Origin of the sequence: Pseudomonas sp. Irchel 3E20, assembly GCF_900187645.1 — a bacterium.
Taxonomy (GTDB): domain Bacteria; phylum Pseudomonadota; class Gammaproteobacteria; order Pseudomonadales; family Pseudomonadaceae; genus Aquipseudomonas.
In genome coordinates, this window is the sequence record NZ_FYEE01000002.1 from 412,375 (window position 1) to 437,893 (window position 25,519).

At 64.3% G+C, this 25,519-nt stretch carries 25 protein-coding genes; 9 read left to right on the top strand and 16 right to left on the bottom strand.

What is annotated here, in order from left to right; translation table 11 throughout:
• The first annotated feature begins 80 nt into the window (after positions 1-80).
• The 3 genes from CKW13_RS05275 (at position 81) to CKW13_RS24405 (ending at position 4,579) form a co-directional block, all read left to right on the top strand.
• Positions 81-716, top strand: a complete 636-nt coding sequence (locus CKW13_RS05275; protein WP_095107540.1) for a TetR/AcrR family transcriptional regulator — start codon at positions 81-83, stop codon at positions 714-716.
• 79 nt (positions 717-795) lie between these two features.
• On the top strand, positions 796-1,587 hold the full coding sequence (locus CKW13_RS05280) for an ABC transporter substrate-binding protein (RefSeq protein WP_095107541.1): 792 nt from the start codon (positions 796-798) through the stop codon (positions 1,585-1,587).
• A 640-nt stretch (positions 1,588-2,227) separates the two neighbouring features.
• Positions 2,228-4,579, top strand: a complete 2,352-nt coding sequence (locus CKW13_RS24405) for a hypothetical protein (RefSeq protein WP_176465053.1) — start codon at positions 2,228-2,230, stop codon at positions 4,577-4,579.
• A gap of 50 nt (positions 4,580-4,629) precedes the next feature.
• Here CKW13_RS24405 and dsbG read toward each other — a convergent pair whose 3' ends face one another.
• From dsbG to dsbD, 3 genes are read right to left on the bottom strand one after another with little or no spacing between them, the layout of a single operon-like run.
• The gene (dsbG, locus tag CKW13_RS05290; protein WP_095107542.1) at positions 4,630-5,400 is read right to left on the bottom strand and encodes a thiol:disulfide interchange protein DsbG; all 771 of its coding nucleotides are present in this window, start codon (positions 5,398-5,400) and stop codon (positions 4,630-4,632) included.
• Complete coding sequence (locus tag CKW13_RS05295) at positions 5,376-6,233, bottom strand: TlpA family protein disulfide reductase (protein WP_095107543.1); 858 nt, start codon at positions 6,231-6,233, stop codon at positions 5,376-5,378. The genes dsbG and CKW13_RS05295 overlap by 25 nt, the downstream gene beginning before the upstream one ends.
• Positions 6,233-7,972, bottom strand: coding sequence for a protein-disulfide reductase DsbD (dsbD, locus tag CKW13_RS05300; RefSeq protein ID WP_095107544.1), 1,740 nt, complete (start codon positions 7,970-7,972; stop codon positions 6,233-6,235). The genes CKW13_RS05295 and dsbD overlap by 1 nt, the downstream gene beginning before the upstream one ends.
• Positions 7,973-8,143: 171 nt before the next feature.
• Here dsbD and CKW13_RS05305 point away from each other — a divergent pair, with 171 nt between their 5' ends.
• Both CKW13_RS05305 and CKW13_RS05310 read left to right on the top strand, forming a co-directional pair.
• Complete coding sequence (locus tag CKW13_RS05305; protein ID WP_095107545.1) at positions 8,144-8,818, top strand: response regulator; 675 nt, start codon at positions 8,144-8,146, stop codon at positions 8,816-8,818.
• 2 nt (positions 8,819-8,820) lie between these two features.
• A complete protein-coding gene (locus CKW13_RS05310; protein ID WP_176465065.1) occupies positions 8,821-10,146 on the top strand; it encodes an ATP-binding protein in 1,326 nt (441 codons plus the stop codon).
• A gap of 120 nt (positions 10,147-10,266) precedes the next feature.
• Here the strand turns inward: CKW13_RS05310 and CKW13_RS05315 are convergent, their stop codons facing one another.
• The 8 genes from CKW13_RS05315 to CKW13_RS05350 form a co-directional block, all read right to left on the bottom strand.
• Positions 10,267-11,166 (bottom strand): metal ABC transporter solute-binding protein, Zn/Mn family, encoded by a 900-nt coding sequence (locus CKW13_RS05315; protein WP_095107546.1) that lies wholly within the window; start codon positions 11,164-11,166, stop codon positions 10,267-10,269.
• On the bottom strand, positions 11,167-12,066 hold the full coding sequence (locus tag CKW13_RS05320; protein WP_095107547.1) for a metal ABC transporter permease: 900 nt from the start codon (positions 12,064-12,066) through the stop codon (positions 11,167-11,169).
• Positions 12,066-12,830, bottom strand: a complete 765-nt coding sequence (locus CKW13_RS05325) for a metal ABC transporter ATP-binding protein (RefSeq protein WP_095107548.1) — start codon at positions 12,828-12,830, stop codon at positions 12,066-12,068. The genes CKW13_RS05320 and CKW13_RS05325 overlap by 1 nt, the downstream gene beginning before the upstream one ends.
• Positions 12,827-13,702 carry a metal ABC transporter substrate-binding protein gene (locus CKW13_RS05330; protein ID WP_371856219.1) on the bottom strand — a complete coding sequence of 292 codons (876 nt, stop codon included), beginning with the start codon at positions 13,700-13,702 and terminating at the stop codon, positions 12,827-12,829. The genes CKW13_RS05325 and CKW13_RS05330 overlap by 4 nt, the downstream gene beginning before the upstream one ends.
• A gap of 89 nt (positions 13,703-13,791) precedes the next feature.
• Complete coding sequence (locus CKW13_RS05335) at positions 13,792-14,367, bottom strand: DUF6162 family protein (protein WP_095107550.1); 576 nt, start codon at positions 14,365-14,367, stop codon at positions 13,792-13,794.
• Positions 14,364-14,708, bottom strand: a complete 345-nt coding sequence (locus tag CKW13_RS05340; RefSeq protein ID WP_095107551.1) for a hypothetical protein — start codon at positions 14,706-14,708, stop codon at positions 14,364-14,366. Before CKW13_RS05340 ends, CKW13_RS05335 begins: the two co-directional genes overlap by 4 nt.
• Positions 14,705-15,247 (bottom strand): thiamine pyrophosphate-binding protein, encoded by a 543-nt coding sequence (locus CKW13_RS05345; RefSeq protein WP_095107552.1) that lies wholly within the window; start codon positions 15,245-15,247, stop codon positions 14,705-14,707. The genes CKW13_RS05340 and CKW13_RS05345 overlap by 4 nt, the downstream gene beginning before the upstream one ends.
• Positions 15,244-16,464 carry a PepSY domain-containing protein gene (locus tag CKW13_RS05350; RefSeq protein ID WP_095107553.1) on the bottom strand — a complete coding sequence of 407 codons (1,221 nt, stop codon included), beginning with the start codon at positions 16,462-16,464 and terminating at the stop codon, positions 15,244-15,246. Before CKW13_RS05350 ends, CKW13_RS05345 begins: the two co-directional genes overlap by 4 nt.
• Positions 16,465-16,733: 269 nt before the next feature.
• On the opposite strand from CKW13_RS05350, the gene CKW13_RS05355 reads away from it, so the two are divergent.
• Positions 16,734-17,420: an HAD-IA family hydrolase gene (locus tag CKW13_RS05355; protein WP_095107554.1), complete on the top strand. Its 687-nt coding sequence runs from the start codon at positions 16,734-16,736 to the stop codon at positions 17,418-17,420.
• A gap of 69 nt (positions 17,421-17,489) precedes the next feature.
• Here CKW13_RS05355 and CKW13_RS05360 read toward each other — a convergent pair whose 3' ends face one another.
• Positions 17,490-18,224, bottom strand: a complete 735-nt coding sequence (locus CKW13_RS05360) for a phosphoadenylyl-sulfate reductase (RefSeq protein WP_095107555.1) — start codon at positions 18,222-18,224, stop codon at positions 17,490-17,492.
• 172 nt (positions 18,225-18,396) lie between these two features.
• Here CKW13_RS05360 and thrH point away from each other — a divergent pair, with 172 nt between their 5' ends.
• On the top strand, positions 18,397-19,014 hold the full coding sequence (thrH, locus tag CKW13_RS05365) for a bifunctional phosphoserine phosphatase/homoserine phosphotransferase ThrH (RefSeq protein ID WP_095107556.1): 618 nt from the start codon (positions 18,397-18,399) through the stop codon (positions 19,012-19,014).
• Positions 19,015-19,060: 46 nt separating this feature from the next.
• Here thrH and pabB read toward each other — a convergent pair whose 3' ends face one another.
• From pabB to CKW13_RS05385, 4 genes are all read right to left on the bottom strand, one after another.
• Positions 19,061-20,404 (bottom strand): aminodeoxychorismate synthase component I, encoded by a 1,344-nt coding sequence (gene pabB, locus CKW13_RS05370; RefSeq protein WP_095107557.1) that lies wholly within the window; start codon positions 20,402-20,404, stop codon positions 19,061-19,063.
• Between the two features lie 149 nt (positions 20,405-20,553).
• Complete coding sequence (locus tag CKW13_RS05375; protein WP_095107558.1) at positions 20,554-21,540, bottom strand: alpha-L-glutamate ligase-like protein; 987 nt, start codon at positions 21,538-21,540, stop codon at positions 20,554-20,556.
• Complete coding sequence (locus CKW13_RS05380) at positions 21,540-23,072, bottom strand: inactive transglutaminase family protein (protein ID WP_095107559.1); 1,533 nt, start codon at positions 23,070-23,072, stop codon at positions 21,540-21,542. The genes CKW13_RS05375 and CKW13_RS05380 overlap by 1 nt, the downstream gene beginning before the upstream one ends.
• 5 nt (positions 23,073-23,077) lie before the next feature.
• Positions 23,078-23,614, bottom strand: coding sequence for an ATP-dependent zinc protease (locus CKW13_RS05385; RefSeq protein WP_095107560.1), 537 nt, complete (start codon positions 23,612-23,614; stop codon positions 23,078-23,080).
• Positions 23,615-23,903: 289 nt separating this feature from the next.
• On the opposite strand from CKW13_RS05385, the gene CKW13_RS05390 reads away from it, so the two are divergent.
• Positions 23,904-24,626 carry a GntR family transcriptional regulator gene (locus CKW13_RS05390; RefSeq protein ID WP_095107561.1) on the top strand — a complete coding sequence of 241 codons (723 nt, stop codon included), beginning with the start codon at positions 23,904-23,906 and terminating at the stop codon, positions 24,624-24,626.
• Complete coding sequence (gene prpB, locus CKW13_RS05395; RefSeq protein WP_095107562.1) at positions 24,623-25,516, top strand: methylisocitrate lyase; 894 nt, start codon at positions 24,623-24,625, stop codon at positions 25,514-25,516. Before CKW13_RS05390 ends, prpB begins: the two co-directional genes overlap by 4 nt.
• Positions 25,517-25,519 lie beyond the last annotated feature (3 nt).

A 25,519-nucleotide genomic window follows, 5' to 3' on the forward strand; every position in this document is an offset into this window, starting at 1 on the left:
CCCCTGTGGGCTTAAATTGCCGCCCACACCGCGCCTGTGGGGCGCGTGGCAGACGATTGAAGTTGAGGCAGGAGACAGGCGTGGACGAGCAGACAGCCTTGCGCGTGATGCGCGGCATGGTAGACGAAGGGCAACTGACCGACCCCGACAGCGCCCGCGGCAAGCTGCTGCAAACCGCCGCGCACCTGTTCCGCAACAAGGGCTATGAACGCACCACGGTGCGCGACCTGGCCAGCGCGGTGGGCATCCAGTCGGGCAGCATCTTCCATCACTTCAAGAGCAAGGACGAAATTCTGCGGGCGGTGATGGAGCAAACCATCCTCTACAACACCGCGCTGATGCGCGCGGCCCTGGCCGAGGCCACCACCCTGCGCGAGCGCGTGCTGGCGCTGATCCGCTGTGAACTGCAATCGATCATGGGCGGCAGCGGCGAGGCCATGGCGGTGCTGGTCTACGAATGGCGCTCGTTGTCGGCGCCGGCCCAGGCCGATGTGCTGGCGCTGCGCGACATCTACGAGCAGATCTGGATGCAGGTGCTGGGGGAGGCCAAAGAGGCGGGGTTCATCAAGGGCGATGTGTTCATTACCCGGCGTTTTCTCACGGGCGCGCTGTCCTGGACCACCACCTGGTTTCGCCCCCAGGGCAGCCTGAGCCTGGACCAATTGGCTGACGAGGCGCTGACCCTGGTGCTATCGGCGCCGGCCTTAGCGCGATAAACCGCAGCAAAGTTGTTTAAGTGCTGGAAACCGCCTAGCTTGGTGGTATCGATTGTGTTTCCAGAGGTGTGTGGTCTTGATGTTTTCACCAACGCGCACGGCTTTGCGGATCGGCCTGGTGCTACTGGCCGGGCTTTGGGTGGCACCGGTGTTCTGTGCACAGTTGGTCAGAGTGGGCGCGGCTCACTTCCCGCCCTACACGGTGCGCCCGGAAAACGGCGCCGACACCGGCCTGCTGCCGCAGATGCTGGACGCCCTGAACCGTTTGCAGGATGACTACCAATTCGTCCTGGTGCCCACCTCCATTCCCCGGCGCTTTGGCGATTTCAAACAGGGCCGGGTGGATTTGGCCATTTTCGAGAACCCCGACTGGGGCTGGCAGGACATTCCCCACACCAGTGTCGATATGGGCCTGGAAGACGCCGAAGTGTTCGTCGCCCGCCGCGAACCGGAACGCCAGCAAGACTACTTCACCGATCTACAAGGCAAGCGCCTGGCACTGTTCAGCGGCTATCACTACGCCTTCGCCGATTTCAACGCCGACCCCAAGTACCTCGCCGAGCACTACACCGCCACGCTCACCTACTCCCACGACAGCAACCTGCTGATGGTCCTGCGGGGCCGGGCGGACATCGCGCTGCTGACCCGCTCGTACCTGAGCGACTACCTGCTGCGCAACGGCAAGACCGCCGACAGCTTCCTGGTGTCCGAACGCATCGATCAGCTGTATCACCACTACGCCTTGATCCGCCCCCGCGCGCCCATCAGCGCCGCCACCTTCAAGCAATTGCTGGCGCAACTGCACCGCAACGGCGAGATGGTGAAAATATTCGCGCCGTACCGCATTGCTATTACCACAATGGCGCCTTAGGCCTTGCAGCAAGCGGCCTCGGCTGCGCGGCGGTGGTAAAAACCTGCCATGGGTTGAATGACCTGATGGTCCAGTTCGAGACATTGAAGGCGGTTTTCTCGCCACTAGCGGCATGCCGCCACTGGTCGGAAAACCGTTTTTTTTCGCGCTGACCTGTCAGATCTGACAGTAGGCAAGCGCTCCTTTCCAGGCGTTAGATAACCCAGGTTCCCCCTGCATTGGCGGTGGGGTACACCGGTTACTTTCCTGGACAGGAGTCATGTGATGGCCAAAAAGCCCCCCTCCAAAGCCACTTCGCAGCCTGCTACGAAGTCCGTATCGCCACCGAGTACTGCCGCTGCCGAATTGCCCTACCCGCAGATCGAGCATGCCACCAACAACAGCGTGCTGTACCCCATCGATGCCCTGGAGGGCACCTCGGCCACCCTTGCTTTTACCGGCATGACCACCGCGCCTATCACCCTGTATTGGGCGATCAAGGGGCAGGACGAGCCCGCGTTCGAGCCCATCGTGCAGCCAGGCAGTACCAGCGGCAGCATCCAGATTCCCATTCCCTGGCAACAGGTCAGTACCTGTATCGGCCACACGGTGTTGGTCTGGTATACCGCCACGGTGGGCGGGGGTGCTCAAGGAGTCTTTGGTGTTGGAATTGGAGATCCAGCACATCCGCGAAGCCGACCTGCGTGGCTCGCTGCCGGTGTTCGTGCACTCGCGCGAGGAGTTCAGCACCTGGTGGCTGAACATGTACGAGTTCCAGGGCGACGAGACCATCCGGATCAAGGCCTGGCCGATGATCCAGGCCGGGCAGCGGCTGTTCGTCACTGTAGCCGGTGACCAGCATCAGGTGCCGTATCAGTTTATTTGGGTGGCGTTCGACCACCTGGTCACGGCGGCGGAAACCGATCCCGAGCATGTCTTCGAGTTCCGCCTGGCGCGGGGTTGGATGTCGCGCCGTCAGGACTATTCGGCCCTGACCACCCATATGGGGGTGATCTGGGACGGCACCGAGCCGAAATTGCCCGAGCCTGACGATCCGGTGCACGAAAACCCGCTGCCCCTCAATGCCCAGGATTTTCACCTGCGCACCACCACTTTACTGCGGGTGGACCCGGCCCTGGGCTTACCGCCACCGCACCTCAAGGAGTCGGTGGATTGCGGCAGCGACGGTTGGCTGGTGAACCCGGTCAACACGGTGAAGGGTGCCCATGTAGTGATCGTCTATGACGGCATGCATGCCGGGGATGTGGTCTGCCCCACTTTCAGCGGCACGCCGGGGCTGGGTTCGCCGGCCCTTGAATGCCGCACGGTGAAAGAGGGCGAAAGCAGCCTGGAATTCTTCGTGCCGCCTTCGGCCATCAGCGCCAATTTCGGCTTGCCGATTAACCTGACCTACAACGTCAGGTACAACGGCACCGGCCCCTGGCAATCGCCGCCCAGGGTGGTCAAGGTGCTGGACATCAGCGGCTTGCCCACCCCTGTGGTGGAACAGGCGACGGCAGGCCACCTGGACCTCAATACCTTCAGCGGCGATGCCGATTGCACGGTTATCCCCTGGCCATACATTGCGTTGGGCCAGCCTTGCTGGCTGTGGGTCACGGGCGTGTTGGAGGACGGCACGCTCTACAGTTTCCCAGTGCTGGAAGGCGAACCGGTGACCGCTGAGTGGCTGGCCAGTGGCGTGAACACGCCGCTGCCGCGCCGTGAGCTGGAAAAATTCGCCGATTGCGGTAAGTTCCAGGTGCATTTTGCGGTGAACTTCAATGGCCAATCCGATAGGGCGACGGCGAAGAAATTCCCAGTGCTGACACTGGGCATCGAGCAGGAAAACCTGGTGCTGGATCCACCGACCGTGCGCGAGGCGGTGGGCTCGCAACTGACGATCTACAACGGCCGTGACGGCGTAACGGTGCGGGTGGCCTATGCGCGAATGAGCACCCATCACCAGATCAGCCTGTGCTGGCAGCGCGCCGACGGTACGTGCCTGCCGCTGGCGGCAAAGCCGGGCAGCAGTCACCCCAAGCAGGTGGACTTCGCCATCCCCCGCGAAGCGGTGATCCAGGGCAGCGGCAAGACAGTGGCCATCACCTACACCGTGACCAGCGCCTGCAAAGTGGCCACCTGCGCGCCGTTGAACCTGCAGATCAGCGTGCCGGTGCGGCTACCCACCCCCGTGGTGCCGCAGGCCACCAACAACATCCTGGATTTGCGCACCTTGAGCGGTAACGCTGATATCACGGTGCAGAAATGGTGGTTCATCCTGCCGGAGCAAAAAGTTTGGTTACGCGGTGTCGGCACCCAAAAGGATGGCAGCCCTTACACCCTGAATGTGTATTTGGGTAAAGCGGTGACGGCGCAGGAAGTGAGCGCCGGGTTGGCGCATATTTTGCGGCGCGAGGAGTTGGATTTACTCAAGGACGGCAGCGAGTTGACATTCACCTGCAAAGTTACGGCCGATGGCAGTACCCATGAAAGTGAGGCGGTGGTGTTTCCGACCCTCACATTGCAGGTACGAACGTTACGAGTGCCGACGATCGATCATGAGGACTTTGAAAGCTACCCCCCAAGGTTCATTACGGCTGGGCAGAGTATTGATACGGCGTTTATGACCCTCACGCTGCCGCCTGGCATGGCCGGGTTGGCGGGGATTTCGGAGTATCCGTACGCCACGCCAGGGATGCACCACATCAACGCCATCGTCATTGCGCACAAGGGGGAAAGGCTCAACCCTCCACAACAGCTGAACATCGACTTCAAACACGAATACGAGCGGATCAGGTTCGCTTGGAGTTGGTTGCAAGAGCGTGGCTGGGTCACGTTTTACGGCGCGGGCAATCAGGCGATAAAAACCCTTGAATTCAAGGGTACGCTTGAGGGCGGAGCGGTGAACCATTTCTGGGTCGAGTGCTACAGCCCGGATGTTCCTATCGTCAGGATGGAGGTGTTTGCAGTGGACTGGGGGTTCCTGGACTTCTTCACGATGTGGCGTATCTGAGCGGGAAGCGGCCGGGCGGCTCGTGCGTGCCGCCCGGCTGGACGAACGCTCTAGGGCTTGGCCCCGAGAATCTTCACCAGCTTGTCCGGCGACGGCGCGCCTTGCTGTTGTTGCAGTTCGCCTTTGTCGTCCATGTAGAAAATCGCCGGGGTAGCGGACAGTTCCAGCTCTTCCATCAACTGCATGTTGGCGTTGAGCTGGGCCTGAACGTCAGCCGGGATCTTGCCCAGGGCTTTGAGCTTGCTGGCCTTGCCGGCCTTTTCGTGGTCGTGCAGGGCCTTGGCGGGGTCTTTGGCGGCCAGCAGCGCGGCGGATTTGCCTGGGCTGTCTTCGCGGATGATGCCAACCATGATGTGGCGTAGTTGCACCTTGCCCGCGTCCACCCACGGCCGCGCCTGCTCCCAGAACATATTGCAGTAAGGGCAGTTGGGGTCGCTGAACAGGTACACCACACGCGGGGCGTCGGCCTTGCCATCGGCGATCCAGTGGCTGGCCTCCATCTTCGCCCACACGGCCTTGGCCATGGGCGCGTAGACCAATTTTTGCAGGGGCTCGGCGCTCAGGTCGGTGCCGTTGGCGTCGTACAGGTTGCCCAGCAGCACGTGCTTGCCGTCGGGCGTCAGGTACAGGGCCATGCCGCGGTTCTGGTACTGCGCCGCATAGCCGCGTAGGCCATCGGGGGCGTCGAAGGTGCCGAGGATCTTGGCGCCCTTGTCCTGGATCTTTTGGATCGCCGCCGGCAGTTCTTCGGCGTGCAGCAGCGGGCTTTGTAGCAGGGCGGCGCCCAGGCTCAGGGTCAGCAGGTGGCGGAGGCGGAGCATGGTGGTTTCCTTGCAGAAGTGGCCGGGGTCGGCGTGTCGAAGTTTTCCAGGGCCCGGGCCAGGCTGGCCTGGGACAATTCCCCGAGATGGTTGCCCAGCAGGCGCCCGTCGGCGCTGTAGAACAGCGTCGTGGGCAGGGCCATGGAACCCACGGCCTGGCCGAGGCGCCCGCCGCTGTCGAACAGCATGTTGTCCAGGTTCAGGCCCTGGGTTTCCAGGTAGGTGCTGACGCTTTGCATGCTTTCGCCCTGGTTGACGAACAGGAAGGTCAGGTCCGGGCGTTGTTGTTGGGCGTGTTCGAGCACCGGCATTTCCCGCCGGCATGGCGGGCACCAGGTGGCCCACAGGTTGATGACCAACGGGCCGCCCTGGTAGTCGCTCAGTTGTACGGTTTGCCCGGCGGCGTTGCGCAGGGTGATGTCCGGCAGGCGGGTGCCCTGTTCATAGACACTCAAAGACAGGCTGGCCAGCACCCAGAACAGCATGCCAGTGGCCACGCCCGCGCCCAGGGGCTTGCGCAAGGGCGGGCGGCGCCAGCCCCAGAACAGGGCGCCCAGCAACAGGGCAATCGCCCCGGGCCAGGGTAAAAAGCCGCCGTCGCGCAGGTCGACCACTTGCCACGGGTCGTCGCGATAGAACGGCCAGTAGGCCAGGACAAAACCGATGCGCGCCGCCAGCATGCCCAGCAGGAACAGGCTGAACAGCACGGACTCCGGGTTTTCACCACCGCGCTTGGCCACGCGCCAGCCCACCAGCGTGGCCAGGGCCAGGGCGCTAATCAGCAGCAGGTGGTTGAGGGCGATGGCGAAGGTGCCGATGGTGAACGTGAGCATCAGCGGGCATCCCGGGTGGCGTTCCAGCGTTGCAGGAAACCGGCGGCGTCCACTTCGCCGGTGATGCGCTGGCTACGCCGCTCGTTGCCGTCCGGGCCGATCCACAGCAGGCTGGGCGGGCCGGGCACCTTGTAGCGGCTCATCAGCTCACGGCTGTCGGCGTTGTCGGCGGTGACGTCCAGGCGCAACAGGTGCACGTCGCTCAAAGCGGCGAGTACCTGGGCTTTGCCGAACACCTGCTTCTCCATGATCTTGCAGGACACGCACCAATCGGCGTAGTAGTCGATCAGCACCCATTGGCCGCGGGCCTGGGCCTGGTCCAGCTCGGCTTGCAGGGCGGTGGGGGTCTTGATGGTAATAAAGGCGTCGTGAGCGGTGGGTGCCGGCACGCCCGTGGTGCGCGAAGCCGCGTAGACCTGCAACGGTTTCCACAGGTCATCGCTGCCGCCCGCGGCGCCCACCAGCAACGCAGTGCCCCACACCCCGGACACAATGGCGCCGGCACCGAACACCTGGGCCACCCGGCCGAACCCGGCCGACTGACGCCAGCCGACGAACGCCATGACCAGCAGCAACACGCCCCACAGGCCGATCCACAGCGACTCGTCGAGCACCGGGCGCAGCATCAGGATCGCCGTACCCAGGAACAGGAAGCCGAACAAGCCTTTGAGCTGGTTCATCCATTGCCCCGGCTTGGGCAGGAAGCGGTTGCCTACGGTCACCAGGATCAACAGCGGCAGGCCGATGCCCAGGCCCATGCTGAACAGGATCAACCCGCCGTGCAGCGCGTTGCCGCTTTGGGCGATGTACAGCAGGGCGCCGGCCAGGGGGGCAGTCATGCACGGGCCCACCAGCAGGCCGGACAGTGCTCCCAGCACACCGGCGCCGACGAGGCTGCCACCACGGCGCTGGTTGCTGACGTTTTCCAGGCGATCGCGCACGGCCACCGGCAGTTGCAGTTCAAAGAAGCCGAACATCGGCAGGGCCAGCAGGACGAAAATCGCCGCGAAACTGCCCAGCAGCCAGGGTTGTTGCAGCATCGATTGCAGGTTGCCGCCCAGCAGCGCGGCGATCACTCCGAGGCTGGCGTAGACCAGGGCCATGCACACCACATAGCTGCTGGCCAGGGCCAGGCCACGGCGGGGGCTGGCGCCGCTGCCGACGATCAGGCCGGAGAGGATCGGTAGCATCGGCAGCGAGCAAGGGGCGAAGGCCAACAACAGGCCCAGGCCGAAGAACACCAGCAGGCTCCAGCCCAGGCTGCGTTGTTGCAGGCCGCTGGCCAGGGCTTCGTCCTGGGCCTGGCCGGAGGCGGCGGTGGCCGAGGGCGCGCCGCCCAGGTCAACTTTAAGGGTTTGCGGCGGGTAGCACAGGCCGGCATCGGCGCAGCCTTGCCAGCCCAGTTTGATTTCCCCGCTGGCACTGGCCGGGAGCTTGACTTCCAGGCCCTGGCGATAGACCTGCTGGTCGCCGAAGAACTCGTCGCTATGGGCCTCGCCCTCGGGCAGCACGGGTTTTTGCGCCTCTGGCAAACCGTCGAACTTCATGCGCTGCTGGTACAGGTAATAGCCGTCGGCGATCTGCCAGAACAGCTGGGTTTCCCCGGTATCGAGTTTCTGCGAGGTAAAGGTGAAGGCCTTGTCCACCGGCAGGAATTCGGGCTTGGACTCAAACGGGTTCGATGCCGCTTGAGCCAGCCCCGACAGGAACACTAAACATAAAATAAACAGTCGACGCATGAGGCGAGCCTTAGAACGAAGCAAGTGGGGGGCACAATGGGAGGCAACGATTAACCGATTATTAACCCTGGCGGCCATGGACACAGGACTTTTGCCGGGTTTTGCCGCCGCGCAGCATAATGCCGGCTTAATCCGTTATCTTCTTAATTCGCATTTTTTACGGGTTCGATCATGCATGTACTTGTTTGTGAAGACGATGAACTGATCGCCAGTGGCATCGTCGCCGGCCTTTGCGCCCAGGGCCTGACCGTGGAGCATGTGGCCACCGCCAGCGCGGCGCGGGCCATGCTCAAGGCGGCGGAGTTCGACGTCATGGTGCTGGACCTCGGCCTGCCGGATGAGGATGGCCTCAAGCTGTTGCAGCAGTTGCGCAAACAGGGCCTGGAGCTACCGGTGCTGATCCTTACCGCGCGGGACTCGGTGACCGACCGCGTCGACGGCCTGCAAGCGGGCGCCGACGACTATTTGCTCAAGCCCTTCGACCTGCGCGAATTGGCCGCCCGCCTGCACACCTTGCTGCGCCGGGTGGCGGGGCGCAGCGTCAACCTGATCGAACACGGGCGCTTGACCTACAACCCCAGCAGCCGTGAGACCTTCCTGGGTGGGCAACCGGTGGACCTGTCGCGCCGCGAGCAGGCGCTGTTGCAGGCCCTGCTGCACAACCGTGGGCGGGTGCTGTCCAGCGAACAATTGAAGGACAGCGTCTACGGCTTCAACGATGAGCTGGAGAGCAACGCCCTCAACGTGCACATCCACCACCTGCGGCGCAAACTCGGCAACGGCATCGTCGAAACCGTGCGCGGCCTGGGCTATCGCTTGGGCCCGGCCGATGGCGGGGAGCCGTGAGCGTGATGAGCCTGCGTTTGCGCCTGAGCCTGACCCTGGGCGCCGCGTTCGCGATGATCTGGGCCCTGGCTGCGGCCTGGATGCTCAGTGACTTGCGCAACCAGATGATGTTTTCCCTGGACCAACGCCTGGTGGCGTCGGCGCGCATGGTGGCGGGCCTGCTGGAGCAACTGCCGGCCCTGCCGACCCAGGGCGAGGGCAGCCATTTGAGCGCTGAGCAATTGAGCGTCCCCGGTGGCATGGCCTGCCAGGTCAGTTCCTTGCGCGGCGAAATCCTCGCCCGCAGCCACAGCACCCCGGAGCAAATGCTCGAGGCCGAGCAGACCGGTTTTCGCGACCAGATGATCGAGGGTGTGCGCTGGCGTAGTTTTACCCTCGACCGCGGCGACTTGCGTATCACCACCGCCGACCGCCAGGTTGAGCGCGAAGCCTTGAACATGTCAGTGCTGCTGGCCGCCTCGGTGCCGGTGGGCGCGGCGCTGCTCGGCTGCCTATGGCTGCTGTGGCTGGGCATCGGCCGGGGCCTGGCGCCGCTCAACCGCATGCGCGATGCGCTGATGCGGCGCAGCGTCGATTCCCTGGAGCCCTTGCAAGTGGCGCCATTGCCCAGTGAATTGCAGCCGCTGCTCGACACCCAGAACCAATTGTTGCAACGCATCGGCAAGACCATCGAGCGGGAGCGGCGCCTCACCGGCGATGCCGCCCATGAGCTGCGCAGCCCGCTGACCGCAATCAAGACCCACCTGCAAGTGGCGCGCATGACCGAGGGCGTGGCCCGCGACCAGGCCCTGGGCCGTGCCGAGGAGGGCGCCGACCGCTTGCACCGGACCCTGGAGCAATTGCTGTTGCTGGCGCGAGTGGAGGGCAGCCTGTCGTTCGACGACGGGGTGCAGTGCAGCGCCGAGCAAGCCGCGCGGCTGGCGATCCAGGACGCCACTAGCGGCCAACGCGAGCGCATCCGCCTGCATCTGCCCCTGGGCCTGTCCAGCGCGCCGCTGGAAATGCCCTCGGCGCTGTCGATTGCCGCGCTGCGCAACCTCCTGGACAACGCCCTGCGCCACACCCCAGGCGACGCGCCGGTGGAGCTGAGCTTGCACACCGAAGGCAACCGCGTGCGTTTCGAGGTGCGCGACCACGGCCCGGGGATTCCCGCCGAGCACCTGCCCAACCTGACCCAACGCTTCTGGCGCAACGGACAGAGCACCGGGTGCGGGCTGGGGCTGGCGATTGTCCAGGCGATTGTGCAGCGCTGCGATTGCGTGCTGACCTTCGACAGCCGCCCCGACGGTTTGCGCGTAGAACTGACCATGCCGCTCAAGCCCCAGTAATCCCTTTGCGCCTTGGGCCGCCCTCCTCAGTTGCAGAGCGCGGGCGGGCCCGCTGGCTACACAAAGCACCGCCTACAAAAAAACCGCTGGCTTCAGCGGTTTTTTTGTAGGCGGTGTACCTCAGGCGTCGGTCAGGGCCTTGACCAGCACATCGATGTTGCCTTCGAGTTCGGCCACCGGGTCGGCGCCGTCCACCTTGAGCACCAGCAGTCGGCTGCCGGATGCGGCAATCGCGGCCTTGATCGCCTCGGCCGGTTGGCGGTGGTGCAGCACCAGCGCGACGTCGTTGGCCTTGAGGGTCTGGGTCAGTTGCTGGAGGGCCTCGGGGGTCCATTCGGTGTCGGCCCGCGGGTCGACGCCGGCCGATTCCAGGTTGAGGCCGCTGAGCAGGTAGCCGAAGTGGTCGCTCAGGCTCATTACGCTGAGGTTGTCGGCATCGGCCAGGCGCGCCTCGCTGGCGGCGCTGAGTTTGAGCAGGCGCTGCTTGAGGGCACTGAGGTTGGCCTCGATCTGCGGCTTGGCGCCGGGGGCCAGGCGCACCAGGTCGGCGGCGGTGACGTCGGCCATGCGCCCCAGGTTGTTGCTCGACATCCACGGCTGGCTGTTGAGGCCGTCGGCCTTGCCCGGTTGCAGCGCGATGCCGGGCAGGGCGCCGTCCACGGGGCGGGCGGCGTCGATTTCGACGACGCGGATGTTGCTGCGCCGCGACACCGGGTACAGCGGGTCATCGGGCCACAGCGAGCGGATGCCGATTACGGCGTCGGCCTCCACCGCCAGTTTGTGCAGCGCCGGGGCGCCGCGCCCGGTGAAGTAGGCGGTTTGGCGCGAGCCCGGCAGGTTGGCCGGCGCGGCGCGTTCCAGCGTCACGTTGGTGCCTTTGAGCAGCAGTTCGCCCAGGCCATGGGTGACAGGCAGGGCGGCGAGCACCCGCAGCGGCTTGGCCTCGGCGGCCATCAGCGGTGTACTCGCCAGCCCACAGAGGGCCAGGGCCAGGGTCAGTTGACGCAAAGAGATAGGCATTTATCCGATATTCCCTTTCAGGCTGGGGACCGTGCCGCGCGCGATGGCGGCCAGGGCGAAGGCGATGCCGGCGGTCAGGATGATGGCCGCGCCGGACGGTACGGGCAGGTCGAAGACAATCGGCGCCATGATCCCGCACAGGGTGCTGAGGGTGGCGATCAGCACCGAGATCCAGAAGAAGCCCTTGAGCGACTGGCTCAGCAGGCGTGCCGCCGCGGCGGGAATCACCAGTAGGGCGCCGACCAGGATCGCGCCGATGACTTTTACCGCGGCCACGGTAATCAGGGTCACCAGGATCACGAACAGGTAATCCAGGGTCTTGACCGCAACCCCGCGTACCGCCGCCAGTTGCGGGTTGAAGCTGGCCAGCATGATGCGGTTGTACAGCGGCAGGGCCAGGCCCATCACCAGGCTGCCGACGATGCCCAGCACCAAGAGGTCGTTGCCGTTGACTGTGAGCACCGAGCCGAACAGCACGTTTTCCAGGATGTGCACGTTGATCTTGCCGGCCAGGATCAACAGCAGGCTGGCGCCCAACGCCAGGGACACGGAGAGGAACACGCCAATCAGGGTGTCCGGCGCCAGGCCGGTGCGGTTGCGCAGGTAGTTGAGCAGGATGCCGAACAGCAGGCAGTAGCCGAACAGGCTGCCATAGGGGCCGGTGTAGGGTTCGCCCAGGAGGATGCCGATGGCCACGCCGGTGAGGGCGGCGTGGCCCACCGCTTCGGAGAAGAACGCAAAGCGCTTGACCACCACCAGGGTGCCCAGGCCACCCAGCACCGGGCCGATCAGCAGGCCGGCGAGCAAGGCGTTGACCACGAACCCGTAGGCCAGCGCTTCGGGCAGGTAACCGGACGAGGCCCAGCCCTGGATCATCAAACGGAAGGCTTCGTAACTCATCAGGCAAGGCTCCCGCTGGCGGCGTGCTCGGCACGCGGATGGGTGGAGAACAGGCTCAGCAGGCGTTCCGGCGTCAAGGCCTCGCGGGGCTTGGCATCGAACAGCACGCGGCGGTTGAGGCCGGTAACGCGGTCGGCCAGGCGCCCGACGGCTTCCAGATCGTGCTCGATCCACAGCACGGTGATGCCGCTCAGGCGCCAATCCCCGAGCAGGCGCTCGAAAACCTGGATGCCGGCTTCGTCGAGGGCCGACATTGGCTCGTCGAGCACCAGCAGGTGCGGCGCGGGAATCAGGCCTTGGGCCAACAGCACCCGTTGCCGTTCGCCGCCGGACAGTGCGCCCATGCGCCGCTTGCGTTTGTCCTGCATGCCGACCCGCTCCAGGGCCTCGCCAATGGCAGCGGCGTAGTGCCGGCTCAGGCCGAGGAACGCCGGGCGGCGCTGGCACATGGCGGCCATGAAATCGTCCACGGTCATCGGCAGCCCGCGGTCGAATTCCAGGGCCTGGGGCACGTAGCCGATGGTGCCGGGCGCGCCCGGCCAGTGCAGGCTCAGTTGGCCCTGGTGCGGCATTTGCCCCAGCAGGGTCTTGATGAGCGAACTCTTGCCGCCGCCGTTGGGGCCAACCAGGGCGTGGACGCTGCCCGGTTGCACGGTGAAGCTGACGTTGTCGAGGATGGTGGTGCGGCCAAGGGTCAGGCCGACGTTGGCGAACTCCAGGGTCGGGCCGTCGCTGCGCACGGCCAGGTGGGCGGCGGCGGTCATGCCCCGGCCTCCTGGATCGCGCGGACCACGGTATTGAGGTTGCCGGTCATTTCCTTCTCGTATTTCTCGGCGCTGTAGTCGCCGTAGGAGATGTGCGACAGCGGGTAGAGCTTGACCCCGGATTCGCGCTGGATGGTGTCAACGTAGGAGGACGGGAAGTCCATTTCCGAGAAGATCACCTTGACGTCCAACTCACGCAGTTGGTCGATGGTTTTCTTCAACTGGCTGGGGCTGGGCTCGATGCCGTGGGCCGGCTCGACCACGGCGGTCACTTCCAGGCCGAACTCGCGCAGCAGGTAGTCGTAGGCTGCGTGCACGGTGGCCACGCGCAGGTCGGCGTTGGGCGCGCTGGTGAGCTTGGCCAGGGCGTCGGCGCGCATTTGGCGCAGGCGCTTGCCGTAGGCCCGGGCGTTTTGCGTGTAGGTTTTGGCGTTGGCCGGGTCGAGCTTGCCCAGTTCGCGGGCGATGTTGTTGACCTGGGCGATGGAGGCGCTGATGGACAGGAAGGTGTGCGGGTTGACCACTTTACCGGCGCCGCGGGCGGCGTTGCCGGTGGCGGCCAGCAGCGGCACGTTTTCGTTGGCTTCGATGACCTTGATGCGCGGGGTTTCGCTGGCTTCGATCATGCGGTCGGCGAAGTCGTCGTGGCCCACGCCATTGAGCACTATCACGTCCAGCCCACCGATGCGCTTGATGTCTTCGGCGCGGGGTTCGTAGGCGTGGGGGTTGAAGCCGGCGGGGATCAGCGGCACCACCTCGGCCTTGTCGCCGACGATGTTGCTCACGTAGCTGTAGTAGGGGTGCAGGGTGATGCCGATACGCAGGCGCTTGGCCTCGTCGCTGCTGGCGTGGGTGGCGAACAGGCTGGCCATCAGGCCAACCAGCAGCAGACGCAACAGCGCAAAACGGTGAGATGAACTAGACATGGGGGAACGGTCTTCTCTCGGGTGAAGGCATGGATTCAGTGGCGGTGCTGGCGAGTCACCCCAGCATCGAATTGCGCGACGATCTGCTGCCAACCTGCGCTGGCCAGCGCCTGGTCATCCAGGCTGGCCGGGGCCGCAAGGCCTGCGCTGCGGTTGAGCCAGACGTCCGGGGCGGCGTCGCTGTGCTCGCTGACGCGCATCAGGAACGAACCGGCGACGCTGGGGTTTTGGCTCAGGCCCAGGTAGGCGTTGGCCGCCAGCAAGCGCCAGGCGTGGCCGCCACGGCTGACCGAACTGGCGTCCTGGGCGAAGGGCGCAAAACCTTCCTCGGCCAACTGCTGCGGGGTGGCCAGGGCATTTTGCTCGGCGCGCAGCAGGTGGATTTCGTCCAGGGTTACCCGCAGGTCGGCGTAGATGCCTTGCTCGGCGGCGCTCAGGTCGCGGCGCGCGTCCAGTTGATGGCTGGGCACGGCGCTGACGGTTTGGGTTTCGCCGCGCCACAGCACCACGGATGCGGCAACGGCGAGGATCAACAGGCACAGCCCGAGGACATAGAGGGTTTCATGGCCGGCGCCGGCGGGGCGCACGACCTGGGTGGTGGGGCTGGTCATGGCGCTTGGATATCCGCTTGGTCGATTTCCACGACGTGGCCGGGGCCGGCGTCGAACAGCACATAGAACTCGGCGCCGGGTTTCTTGAAGGTCAAGGTCGAGTCGGCACCGAGTTTGCCTGGCACCAGGATGGTTTCGTCGTAGCCGATCACGTCCAGGGTCACTCCCGGCGCGCCGCTGCCATCGGAAAAACCGCCGGTGCACTGGATCTGCTCGCCGTCGATTTCCTTGCATTCGCACAAGGGGTTGTGGGCCAGGGCTGTGCCGCTCAGGCCAAGGCCCAGCAGAAAAGCGCCGGCCAGGGCCAGGCGCAGGCGGGAAAAGCGTGGAACAGGCTTCATGGTTTGCCTCCTTGTTTGTTCAGCCAGGCAACGGTGGCCGGTGAGGCCTTGCTCAGGGGAATGCCGGCCTGGTGCATGCTGCCGTCCCAGCCTTCGAGGGTGATCCACAGTTCGGCGTCGGGCTTGGTCTTGGGCGGGATCTGCAGCGACGCGCCCATGTTGTACGGCGTGCCGAAGAAGATCACCCCGGCGGCGCGCAGGCTGCGTGGCTTGCCGATGCGCAGGTAAGTGGCCTTGACCTTGTCGGTGCAGGCCTCGCACAGGGCGGCGTTGAAGCTTTTCAGGTAGCCGGAAGCGCCACTGAGCTGCGGCGCTTCGTTGCGCATTTCAGCCAGGCGCAGGCTCCAGGGGCCGACCTGGATCTCGCCGACTTCCCGCTCGCCCAGGCCCGCATCACCGCGAAACAGCGCCTGGTCGGCGAAGTATTTGGGCATCAGGCCCAGGGGAATGAGCAGCAGCAGGATGTTCAGGTGGAAGCGCCACTTACGCCACCACAGGCTCAGGCGGGACGGTTGCGCGGCGGTCTGGGACTGGCTCACAGGTGGCCCTCCGAAGTCTGGGCGGCCATGGCCGGTTGGCCCTGGGACGCAGGGGTCGGGCGCGCGGGGCGTGGCGGTTTGTTGGCGCGCTTGAGGGCGTTGGCGGTGGCCAGCGCGGTGCGCTTGGTCCAGATCAGCAGGCCACTGAGCACCATCATGCTCAGCAGCAGGCCGAAGAAGAACCAGATCAGCTTGATCCACAGCCCACCGAAGTCACCGGTGTGCAGCGGGCGCATGGATTCGGTGACGAACTCCAGGGCCGTGCGGTCGGACAGCAGGCTGGTCACGGCGATTTCGCCGGTGTAGGGGTTCAGTTGCGCGGTCTGGAACATCAGCGGGTACCAGCCGCGGCCGCCGATCATGATGTGGCTGTAGGCGTTGCTCGGCAGGCTGACGAAGGTGGCCTCCAGGCCGGGGATTTTCTTCAGGGTTTCGGCGATGGCGTTGTCCAGGCTGATGCGTGGCGCGGGGGAGCCGTCGGCGGTCAGGGGCACGCTTTCACGCGAGACCACCGGCACGATGGGCTCGCTGGAGATGGAGATCTGGTTGTCGCCCAGGATCGCCTGGATCAGGAACCAGGTGCCGGTGATGGCAATCACCGCGATGAACCAGATCGACCAGATACCGCTGAGGCGGTGGAAGTCGCCCCAGAAAATCCGTGCACCGTGGTTGAAGCGCAGGGTGGGCTTGAAGAAGCCTTTCCAGAAACGCTTGTAGACCACCAGCCCGGTCACCAGCGAGGCCAGCAACGGCAGGCCGAGGATCGACACCAGATACCAGCCCCAGCTGTAGCCATTGGTGAAGGGCACCAGCCACCAGCCGTGCAGGGCGCGGGTGAAGCGCTCGAAGTCGAAGGCCGGCGCCACGCCCTGGATCACCCCGGTGTAGGGGTTGACGTAGGTGGTCATCGAACGGCCGTCGGGGTAGCTGGCGCTGACGCTGAGGGCAAAGTGGGACTCTTGGGGCCGCACGATCTGGTCGACGATGGTTTGCGGCTCGGCCTTGGCAATCGCGGCGATGATCTGGTCGTAACTCAGCGGCTGGGCATCGTCCGAAGGCTTGCTGGCGCGTACGTCGGGGTTGGCCAGCCACACGATCTCCTGGCTGACCACCGCCAGGGTGCCGGTGACGCACACGATCAGCACGAAGAACCAGATGGGCAAGGCCAGCCAGCTATGAACGAGAAACCAGAGTTTTGAACGGGACTTCTTCGACATGGAATAGGGTCTTGATTCGGGGGGTGGTGCGGTACAAACCTCACGGCTTGCAGCGCATGCCAGAAAAGCCGGCCGTGGCTTTTGCCTACGCAGCCTGCTGCATCATAGTAAGACGAATGAGAATCGTAAAACCCGCAACTGTATATGAAAGCAAATGTTTCTGATCCTGATTATTTGTCGCATCCCCCCGGCAGCAGGCAGGTGAGCCCGCTTACTACAGGGGGCGGTGCTATGCTGCGGGCCCTTTATGAGTTGTCAGGTCGGTCGCAATGAATGCGCAGTTGGAGACAAGCCCCATCAAGGCCGTGATTTTCGATATGGACGGCCTGTTGTTGGACACCGAAGGCATCTACACCGAGGTCTGCCAGATCATCGCCCAGCGCTACGGCCGCAGTTACGGCTGGGAGATCAAGCAGAACATCATTGGTCGGGGCGCCCAGGACCTGGCGCGCTACGTGGTGCAGGCCTTGGATTTGCCCCTCAGCGCCGAAGAATTTCTGGTGATCCGCGAACCTCTGTTGCAGGCGCGCTTCCCCAAGGCTTTGGGCATGCCCGGTGCCGAGGCGTTGGTGCGCCATCTCAAGGCCCATCACGTGCCGATTGCCGTGGGCACCAGTTCGTCGCGCCATTCCTTTGCGCAAAAAACCACCCTGCATGGCGACTGGTTCGCCTTGTTCGACACCATCGTCACCGCCGACGACCCCGAAGTGAGCGCCGCTAAACCGGCGCCGGACATCTTCCTCACCGCCGCCCGGCGCCTGGGTGTGGCGCCCGCCGATTGCCTGGTGTTCGAGGATTCGCCCTTTGGCGTGACTGCCGCCAAGGCTGCCGGCATGACCGCGATTGCCGTGCCGGATGCTGCGATGGCCGATGAAAAGTACGGCCACGCCGACCGCATCCTGCGTCGCCTGGCCGATTTGCGCTTAGCGGACTACGGCTTGCCTCACCTGGCGTGAACCGCCCCACGGATGGGCGCGGTTCAGCCCACTGGCGCTGTTGTAGCAAGCGGGCTCGCCCGCTTGCTACTAGGCCTTGCTGATGATGTTGCCTGCATGCAGCCCGCATTCTTTCTGGGTGGCTTCTTCCCACCACCAGCGGCCTTCGCGTTCGTGCTGGTTGGGCAGCACGGGCCGGGTGCAGGGTTCGCAGCCGATGCTGATGAAGCCGCGTTCGTGGAGGCTGTTGTAGGGCAATTCCAGCATGCGGATGTAGCCCCAGACCTCTTCGCTGCTCATCTGCGCCAACGGGTTGAACTTGTAGAGGGTGCGCTCGGGGGTGGAAAAGGCGCTGTCGATTTCCAGTACGGCCACCTGGCTGCGGGTGCCGGGGCTCTGGTCGCGGCGCTGGCCCGTGGCCCAGGCGCTGACGGTGGACAGCTTGCGCCGCAGCGGCTCGATCTTGCGCACGCCGCAGCACTCGCCGTGGCCGTCTTTATAGAAGCTGAACAGGCCTTTTTCCTTGACGAAGGGTTCCAGCTTGCTCTGGTCGGGTGACACCAACTCGATCTGGATCTGGTAGTGCTCGCGCACCTGCTCGATAAAGCGGTAGGTCTCGGGGTGCAGGCGCCCGGTGTCGAGGCTGAACACCTTGACGTTCTTGTTCAGCTTCCAGGCCATGTCCACCAGCACCACGTCTTCGGCGCCGCTGAAGGAAATCCACAGCTCATCGCCGAACTGGGCGAAGGCCAGTTTGAGGATGTCTTGCGCGGATTTGTTGGCATAGGTCGCGGCGAGTTGGGCGACGTCGAATGGCTGGCTCATCAGGGCGGTTTCCTACAGGTCGGTGGCGCTGGGCGCTCTATATGGCGGCGATGGTAGCAAAAGCAGGGCGCGGTGGCGCGCGCGGGCGCGTTGCAGTGCCCCGCCCGAGCCGCTAGAGTTCGGCAGTCTTTTTGCTGGCTCAACTCAATAAACATTACAAATGGGGTGTGTTGTGGAAATTGCCTGTCTGGATCTGGAAGGTGTGCTGGTCCCGGAAATCTGGATCGCCTTCGCCGAAAAAACCGGGATCGACTCCCTCAAGGCCACGACTCGGGACATTCCCGACTACGACGTGCTGATGCAGCAACGCCTGCGCATCCTCGACGAACATGGCTTGAAGCTGTCGGACATCCAAGAAGTGATCGCCACCCTCAAGCCCCTGGATGGCGCCATCGAATTCGTCAATTGGCTACGCGAGCGCTTCCAGGTGGTGATCCTCTCCGACACCTTCTACGAATTCTCCCAGCCGCTGATGCGCCAACTGGGTTTTCCGACCCTGCTGTGCCATCGCCTGGTCACCGACGACAGCGGCCGGGTGACCGGTTACCAACTGCGCCAGAAAGACCCCAAGCGCCAATCGGTGCTGGCGTTCAAGAGCCTGTACTACCGAGTGGTCGCCGCGGGCGACTCGTACAACGACACCACCATGCTGGGCGAGGCGGACGCGGGGATTCTGTTCCACGCCCCCGACAACGTGATCCGCGAGTTCCCGCAGTTCCCCGCGGTGCATACGTTCGAGGATCTCAAGCGCGAGTTCATCAAGGCGTCCAACCGCGAGTTGAGCCTGTAGTTTTGTAGTGCTGCGGGTGTTGTCATCGCGGGCTTGCCCGCGATAGCTACAACCCTCCAAGAGTGTCGAGCAGCACCTTCACCTTGGTGATCGATTCCTGATATTCGGCCTGCCAGTCGGAGTCGGCCACTATCCCACCACCGCCCCAGCAGCAGATCTGCCCGTCCTTGACCAGCAGGCTGCGGATGGCGATGGAGCTGTCCATTTCCCCGCGCACGTCCAGGTACAGCAGTGAGCCGCAATACAGGCCACGGCGAGTGGGCTCCAGTTCGTCGATGATCTGCATGGCGCGAATTTTTGGTGCGCCGGTGATGGAGCCGCCGGGGAAGCTGCCGGCGATCAGGTCCAGGGCGTCTTTGCCCGGCGCCAGTTCGCCGGTGACACTGCTGACCAGGTGATGGACGTTGGGGTAGCTTTCCAGGCTGAACAGCTCCGGCACCCGCACCGAGCCGACGCGGCAGGTACGGCCCAGGTCGTTGCGCAGCAGGTCGACGATCATCAGGTTCTCCGCACGATCCTTGCTGCTGGCTAGCAGTTCGGCGGCGTTCGCCGCATCTTCTTCGGTATTGGCACCCCGTGGGCGGGTGCCCTTGATGGGCCGGGTTTCCACCTGGCCCTGGCTGACCTTGACGAAGCGCTCGGGCGACAGGCTCAGCACCGCGCCGCCCTCCGGCAGGCGCAGGAAACCGGAGAACGGCGTCGGGCAGGCCTGGCGCAGCGCGCTGTAGGCGGCCCAGGCGTCGCCCTGGCACGGTGCGCGAAAGCGCTGGGCGAAGTTGACCTGGTAGCAGTCGCCGGCCTGGATATAGGCCTGGATATGCTCAAAAGCCTGTCGGTAGCCGTCGGCGTCGAGGTCGGCGGTCATGGCGCCGTTGAGTGCAAAAAGCGCGGCCGGCGCGGCAGCGGGTTGGCTGAACAGCGCGATCAGGCGTTGGCGCTCACTTTCGTCCAGGCTGGGGTGGAACACTAAGTGGCTGCTGGCGCGCAGGTGATCGCTCATCAGCGCCCAGTTGTACAGGCCCAGGCGTGCGTCGGGCAGGTGCAGGTCGTCCCGCGAGTGGCTGGGCAGGGCTTCGAGGTGGCGGCCGAAGTCGTAGCTCAGGTAGCCGATCAAGCCCCCGGCGAACGGCAGTTCGCAACCTTCGGGCAAGGTGGCCTCGCCCAACCGGGCCAGGCTGTTGCGCAACCTGGCGAGAAACCCGGCGCCGCTTTCCTGTTCGGTTACCGCCAGTTCCTCCACCGGCCAGGCACTGAGCAGGTCGAAGCGCCCGCGCCCGGCCACCGGGCGGCCACTGTCGAGCAGCACCGCACCGGGGGCGTGGCTGATGGCCGCGAAGTAGCGCGCCGGGTCGGCGTGGTAGGGCACAGGGTGTACGGAGCAGGTTGGCATGCGGGGCATATCAGTCAGCGAGGGGCGGGCGGCGATTGTAGTCCCCCTGGCGGGTTGCTCCTAGGGGCGGTCTTCTGTGGGAGCGGGGCCAGTGCAGACTGGCATGCCGCCATCGCGGGCAGGGCCCGCTCCCACAGGGTTTGTGGTATTTAGCCCTCGACCGGTGGGATGTGGCCGAACAGTTCCTGGGCGAACTTGACTCGTTCTTCCACGGTTTCGGTCTTGCCCTGGGCTTTGAGCTGTTCCAGGTGCGCTTCCACGGCGTGGGTGCGCAGGGTCAGGCCGCAGTCGTTGGCGATCTGGATGTTCAGGCCGGGGCGGGCGTTGAGTTCCAGGATCAGCGGGCCTTTTTCCTGGTCCAGCACCATGTCTACGCCGATGTAGCCCAAGCCGCAGAGTTCATAGCAGCCGGCCGCCAACTTCATGAAACCGTCCCAGTTGGGCAGTTGCACGTTGTCCACCGCGTTGGTGGTGTCGGGGTGCTTGGTGATGATGTTGTTCAGCCAGGTGCCGCGAAGGGTCAGGCCGGTGGCCAGGTCCACACCCACGCCGATGGCGCCCTGGTGCAGGTTGGCCTTGCCGCCGGACTGGCGCGTGGGCAGGCGCAGCATGGCCATCACCGGGTAACCCATCAGTACGATGATGCGGATATCCGGCACGCCTTCGTAGCTGATGCTTTTGAAGATCTGGTCTGGGATCACCCGGTACTCGATCAACGCCCGGTCGCGGTGGCCGCCCAGGGAATAGAGGCCGGTGAGGATGCTGGAGATCTGGTGCTCGATTTCCTCGTGGCTGATGATCTTGCCCGACACCGTGCGGTAGCGCCCCTCGAAGCGGTCGGCGATCACCAGGATGCCGTCGCCGCCGGCACCCTGGGCCGGCTTAATCACGAAATCGCTGCGATCACCGATGATCTCGCCCAGCTTTTCGATTTCCTTCTCGGTGGAAATGATCCCGTACATCTCGGGTACGTGGATGCCCGCCTTGATCGCCCGTTCCTTGGTGATGATCTTGTCATCGACAATCGGATACAGGCTGCGCTTGTTGTACTTGAGCACGTAGTCGGCGTTACGCCGGTTGATGCCCATGATCCCCCGCGCTTCCAGGGCCTTCCACGTCTTCCAGAAGCCGAACATCAGGAGTCCGCCTTGAGGAAGGCTTTAAAGCGCACCAGCTCGGTCAGGCGGTAGCCGCGATAGCGACCCATGGCCAGCATGAAGCCGACGAGGATCAGCAGAATCGCCGGGAAGGTGAATACGAAGTAGACCAGCTCCGGCACGCTCATGATGAGGTGCGCCAGGGAGGCGGCGAACAGGGTACCGACCGCGACTTTCATCGCGTGGCCACCGCCGCGCTCTTCCCAGGTGATGGACAGGCGTTCGATGGTCATGGTCAGGATCACCATCGGGAACAGCGCCACCGACAGCCCGCGCTCCAGGCCCAGCTTGTGGCTGAACAGGCTGATGGCGGCGATCAGTACCACCACGAAAGTCAGTACCACCGACAGGCGCGGCAGCATTTGCAGCTTGAGGTGCTCAAGGTAGGAGCGCAGCGACAGGCCCAGGGCGGTGATGACGGTAAACAGCATGATGCCGAAGCCCAGTTGGGTCTCGCGAAACGCCAGGGCGATCAACACCGGGGTGAAGGTGCCCAGCGTTTGCAGGCCGATCAGGTTGCGCAGCACCAGGATCACCAGTACGCCGATGGGGATCATCACCATAATCATGAAGGTCTGCTGGGTTTGCAGCGGCAGGCCGTAGAGCGAGTATTCGAGGAAGCTGGCGTCGGTATTCTCGTCGGTCAGCTTGGCCAGGCGAATGGCGTTCATTTCGCTGTTGTTCATGCTGAAGGTGACGTTGGCTTTTTTGCCGCCATCGACGGTAATCAGGTTGTCATCGCCGGTCCACCACAGCAGGCGGTCGGAGGGCAGGCCCTGCTCGCCGGTTTCCGGGTTGAAGTACAGCCAGTCGGTGCCGTTGAAGCTGCGCAGCCACAGTTCCGGGGTTTGCGGCTGGTCGGCCACCAGGCGGATGGTGTGGACCTTTTCCACCGGCACGTGGGCGATGGACAGCAGCAGTTCGACGATTTTGGCCTTGTGCGCGGTGGACGGGTCGCCCGCCAGCAGCAGCTTGACGTTGTCGTCGTTGAGGTTGTTGACGCGCTTGATCGCCTCGCCGATGAAGGTCTCGACGTCGGCCGAGTGCTGGCGGATCGGCGCCAGCAAGGCTTCGGCGGCGACTTTCTCGGCACCTTCCACCGCGATGCTGTCGCGGAAGGTCGGGCCCTTGATCTTGAGCTTCTCAGCCGAGTAGCGCTTGGTCAGCACCAGGCGGTAGTAGAGGGTCTGGTTGCCGCTGGCACGGCGCGCCGACCAGGTGACCTTGCGGTTGCCATCGACGCGGTTGACCGCCACGCCGTAGTTGTTGGAGATGAAGCTCTCATTGAGGCTCACGTAGTCGCGGCTCAGCGGCGGTACGAACATCTGGATCTTGATCGGGTCCTTGCCGCTGGCGACGAACTCGACCTTGGCGTCGATGTTCCACAGGTCGTCGGTGGCGTCTTCGGTCACCGGGATGCCGAGTACAAAGATCTGATAAGCCGTGATCGAAATGCCCAGCACCACCAGGATGGCAATCAGGACTTTCAGATGGAGGGTAAGAGCGCGCATTGGAATTACTCTGCGGTTGGAGCGTCGGTGGCGCAGGCGGGTTTGCCAGCAGCGTATTTAAGACTGGGGTCGACCAGTGCATCGAAGCGTTTGAGCGCCTCGGAGCCGATCAAAAGCGGGAATTGGAACGCACTACGGTCGGTCAAGTTCACTTCGATGCTGCGCAGCGCCGTGCCCATGCAGATATCCAGGGCGATCACCGGGCGGGCGGTGTAGTTCTTGCCTTCCTCGGGATCGTAGTCGCCGGCGCGGCGCTTGATCTTGCTCACCCGGGCCAGGGGCCGCTCGATGGGGTGGGAGTGGGCGGTGTCGATGGCCAGGTAGAAGCGCACCCAGGACTCGCCATCGCGCTTGAAACGCTTGATGTCGCGGGCACTGAGGGAGGCGGTCTTGGCCCCGGTGTCGAGTTTGGCCGCCACCTCCAGGTCGATGCCGTCGAGCTTGGCGTATTCGTTGAGGCCGTACACGGTTTTACCGGCCGCGAAGCTCACGGCGGGCAGGCACAGCAGGCATAAAAATGTGGGGAAGGGCTTGAGTCTCATAAATCCTGACGCGTGGCGGTGCGGTCTTCAGGTTCAAGGCGGCTGGCATGGCCGCGCAAGCGCCCTCGTGTGCCGGCCCCTCTGTATGAAAGTGGCAGGCGAATGCGGGCGGCATTCTAGCACGGTGGCTTTTTGGCGCCACCGCTGCGCGAGGGCATTAAAGGGGGGCGGATGAAACCGACGGTAGGCGAGCCGTATTAGACGATTGTCGACAATTGCTATTTTGTCTTTGACTGATTGCTGCTGATTGGCTAGTTTCTGCCGTATTGTTTTTAAAGGTGTCGACAATATGCTCGGTCAGCTCGAAGCCCCGGTGGCGATGCAGGACGAATCGGAGACCCTCTCCGAGAACGTCTTCCGCCGTATCCAGGCGGCCATCGTCAAGGGCGAAATCGCCCCGGGCAGCAAGATCTCGGAGCCGGAGCTGGCGCGCACCTATGGCATCAGTCGCGGCCCGCTGCGCGAGGCGATCCATCGCCTGGAAGGCCAGCGCCTGCTGGTGCGCATTCCTCATGTTGGGGCGCGAGTGGTGTCGCTGAGCCACGCCGAGCTGATCGAACTGTATGAAATCCGCGAATCCCTGGAAGGCATGGCCTGCCGCCTGGCCGCCGAGCGCATGAGCGACGCCGAGATCGAGGAACTGCGCCAGGTGCTGCACACCCACGAGCGCGACGCCGCGTTCCAGGCCGGCGTGGGCTATTACCAGCAGGAAGGCGACTTCGACTTCCACTACCGCATCATCCAGGGCAGCGGCAACCGCACCCTGAGCCAGATGCTGTGCGGCGAGCTGTACCAGTTGGTGCGCATGTACCGCATCCAGTTCTCCGCGACGCCCAACCGCCCACGCCAGGCCTTTGCCGAACACCACCGGATCCTCGACGCGATCGCTGATCGCGACGGCGAACTGGCCGAATTACTGATGCGCCGCCACATCGGCGCCTCCAAACGCAATATCGCCCGTCACTACCAGGACGGCGCCCAGCCGACAGCCACTCCACGAGGTGAGTCATGAGTTCTACTAACAACAGCACCCCAGGCCAGCGTTTCCGCGATGCGGTCGCCAGCGAACGGCCCCTGCAAGTCGTGGGCGCGATCAACGCCAACCACGCCTTGCTGGCCAAACGCGCCGGTTTCAAGGCGATCTACCTCTCCGGCGGCGGTGTCGCCGCCGGCTCCCTGGGCGTGCCGGACCTGGGCATTACCGGCCTGGACGACGTGCTCACCGACGTGCGGCGCATTACCGACGTCTGCGACCTGCCGCTGCTGGTGGACGTGGACACCGGTTTTGGCTCCTCGGCCTTCAACGTGGCGCGCACCGTGCGTTCGATGATTAAGTTCGGCGCCGCCGCTATCCACATCGAAGACCAGGTCGGTGCCAAGCGCTGCGGCCACCGCCCGAACAAAGAGATCGTGTCCCAGCAGGAAATGGTCGACCGCATCAAGGCGGCCGTCGATGCGCGCACCGATGACAGCTTCGTCATCATGGCCCGCACCGATGCCCTGGCGGTCGAAGGCCTGGAATCGGCCCTGGAACGCGCCGCCGCGTGCATCGAGGCGGGCGCCGACATGGTCTTCCCCGAGGCCATCACGGAACTGGAGATGTACAAGCTGTTCGCCAGCCGCGTGAAAGCGCCAATCCTGGCCAACATCACCGAATTCGGCGCCACGCCCTTGTACACGGTCGAACAGTTGAAATCTGCCGATGTTTCCCTGGTGCTGTACCCGCTCTCGGCCTTCCGCGCCATGAACAAGGCAGCCGAGAACGTCTACACCGCGATCCGTCGCGACGGCACCCAGCAGAATGTGGTCGATACCATGCAAACCCGCATGGAGCTTTACGATGCCATCGACTACCACGTCTTCGAGCAGAAGCTCGACGCACTGTTTGCCGCAAAGAAATAACGC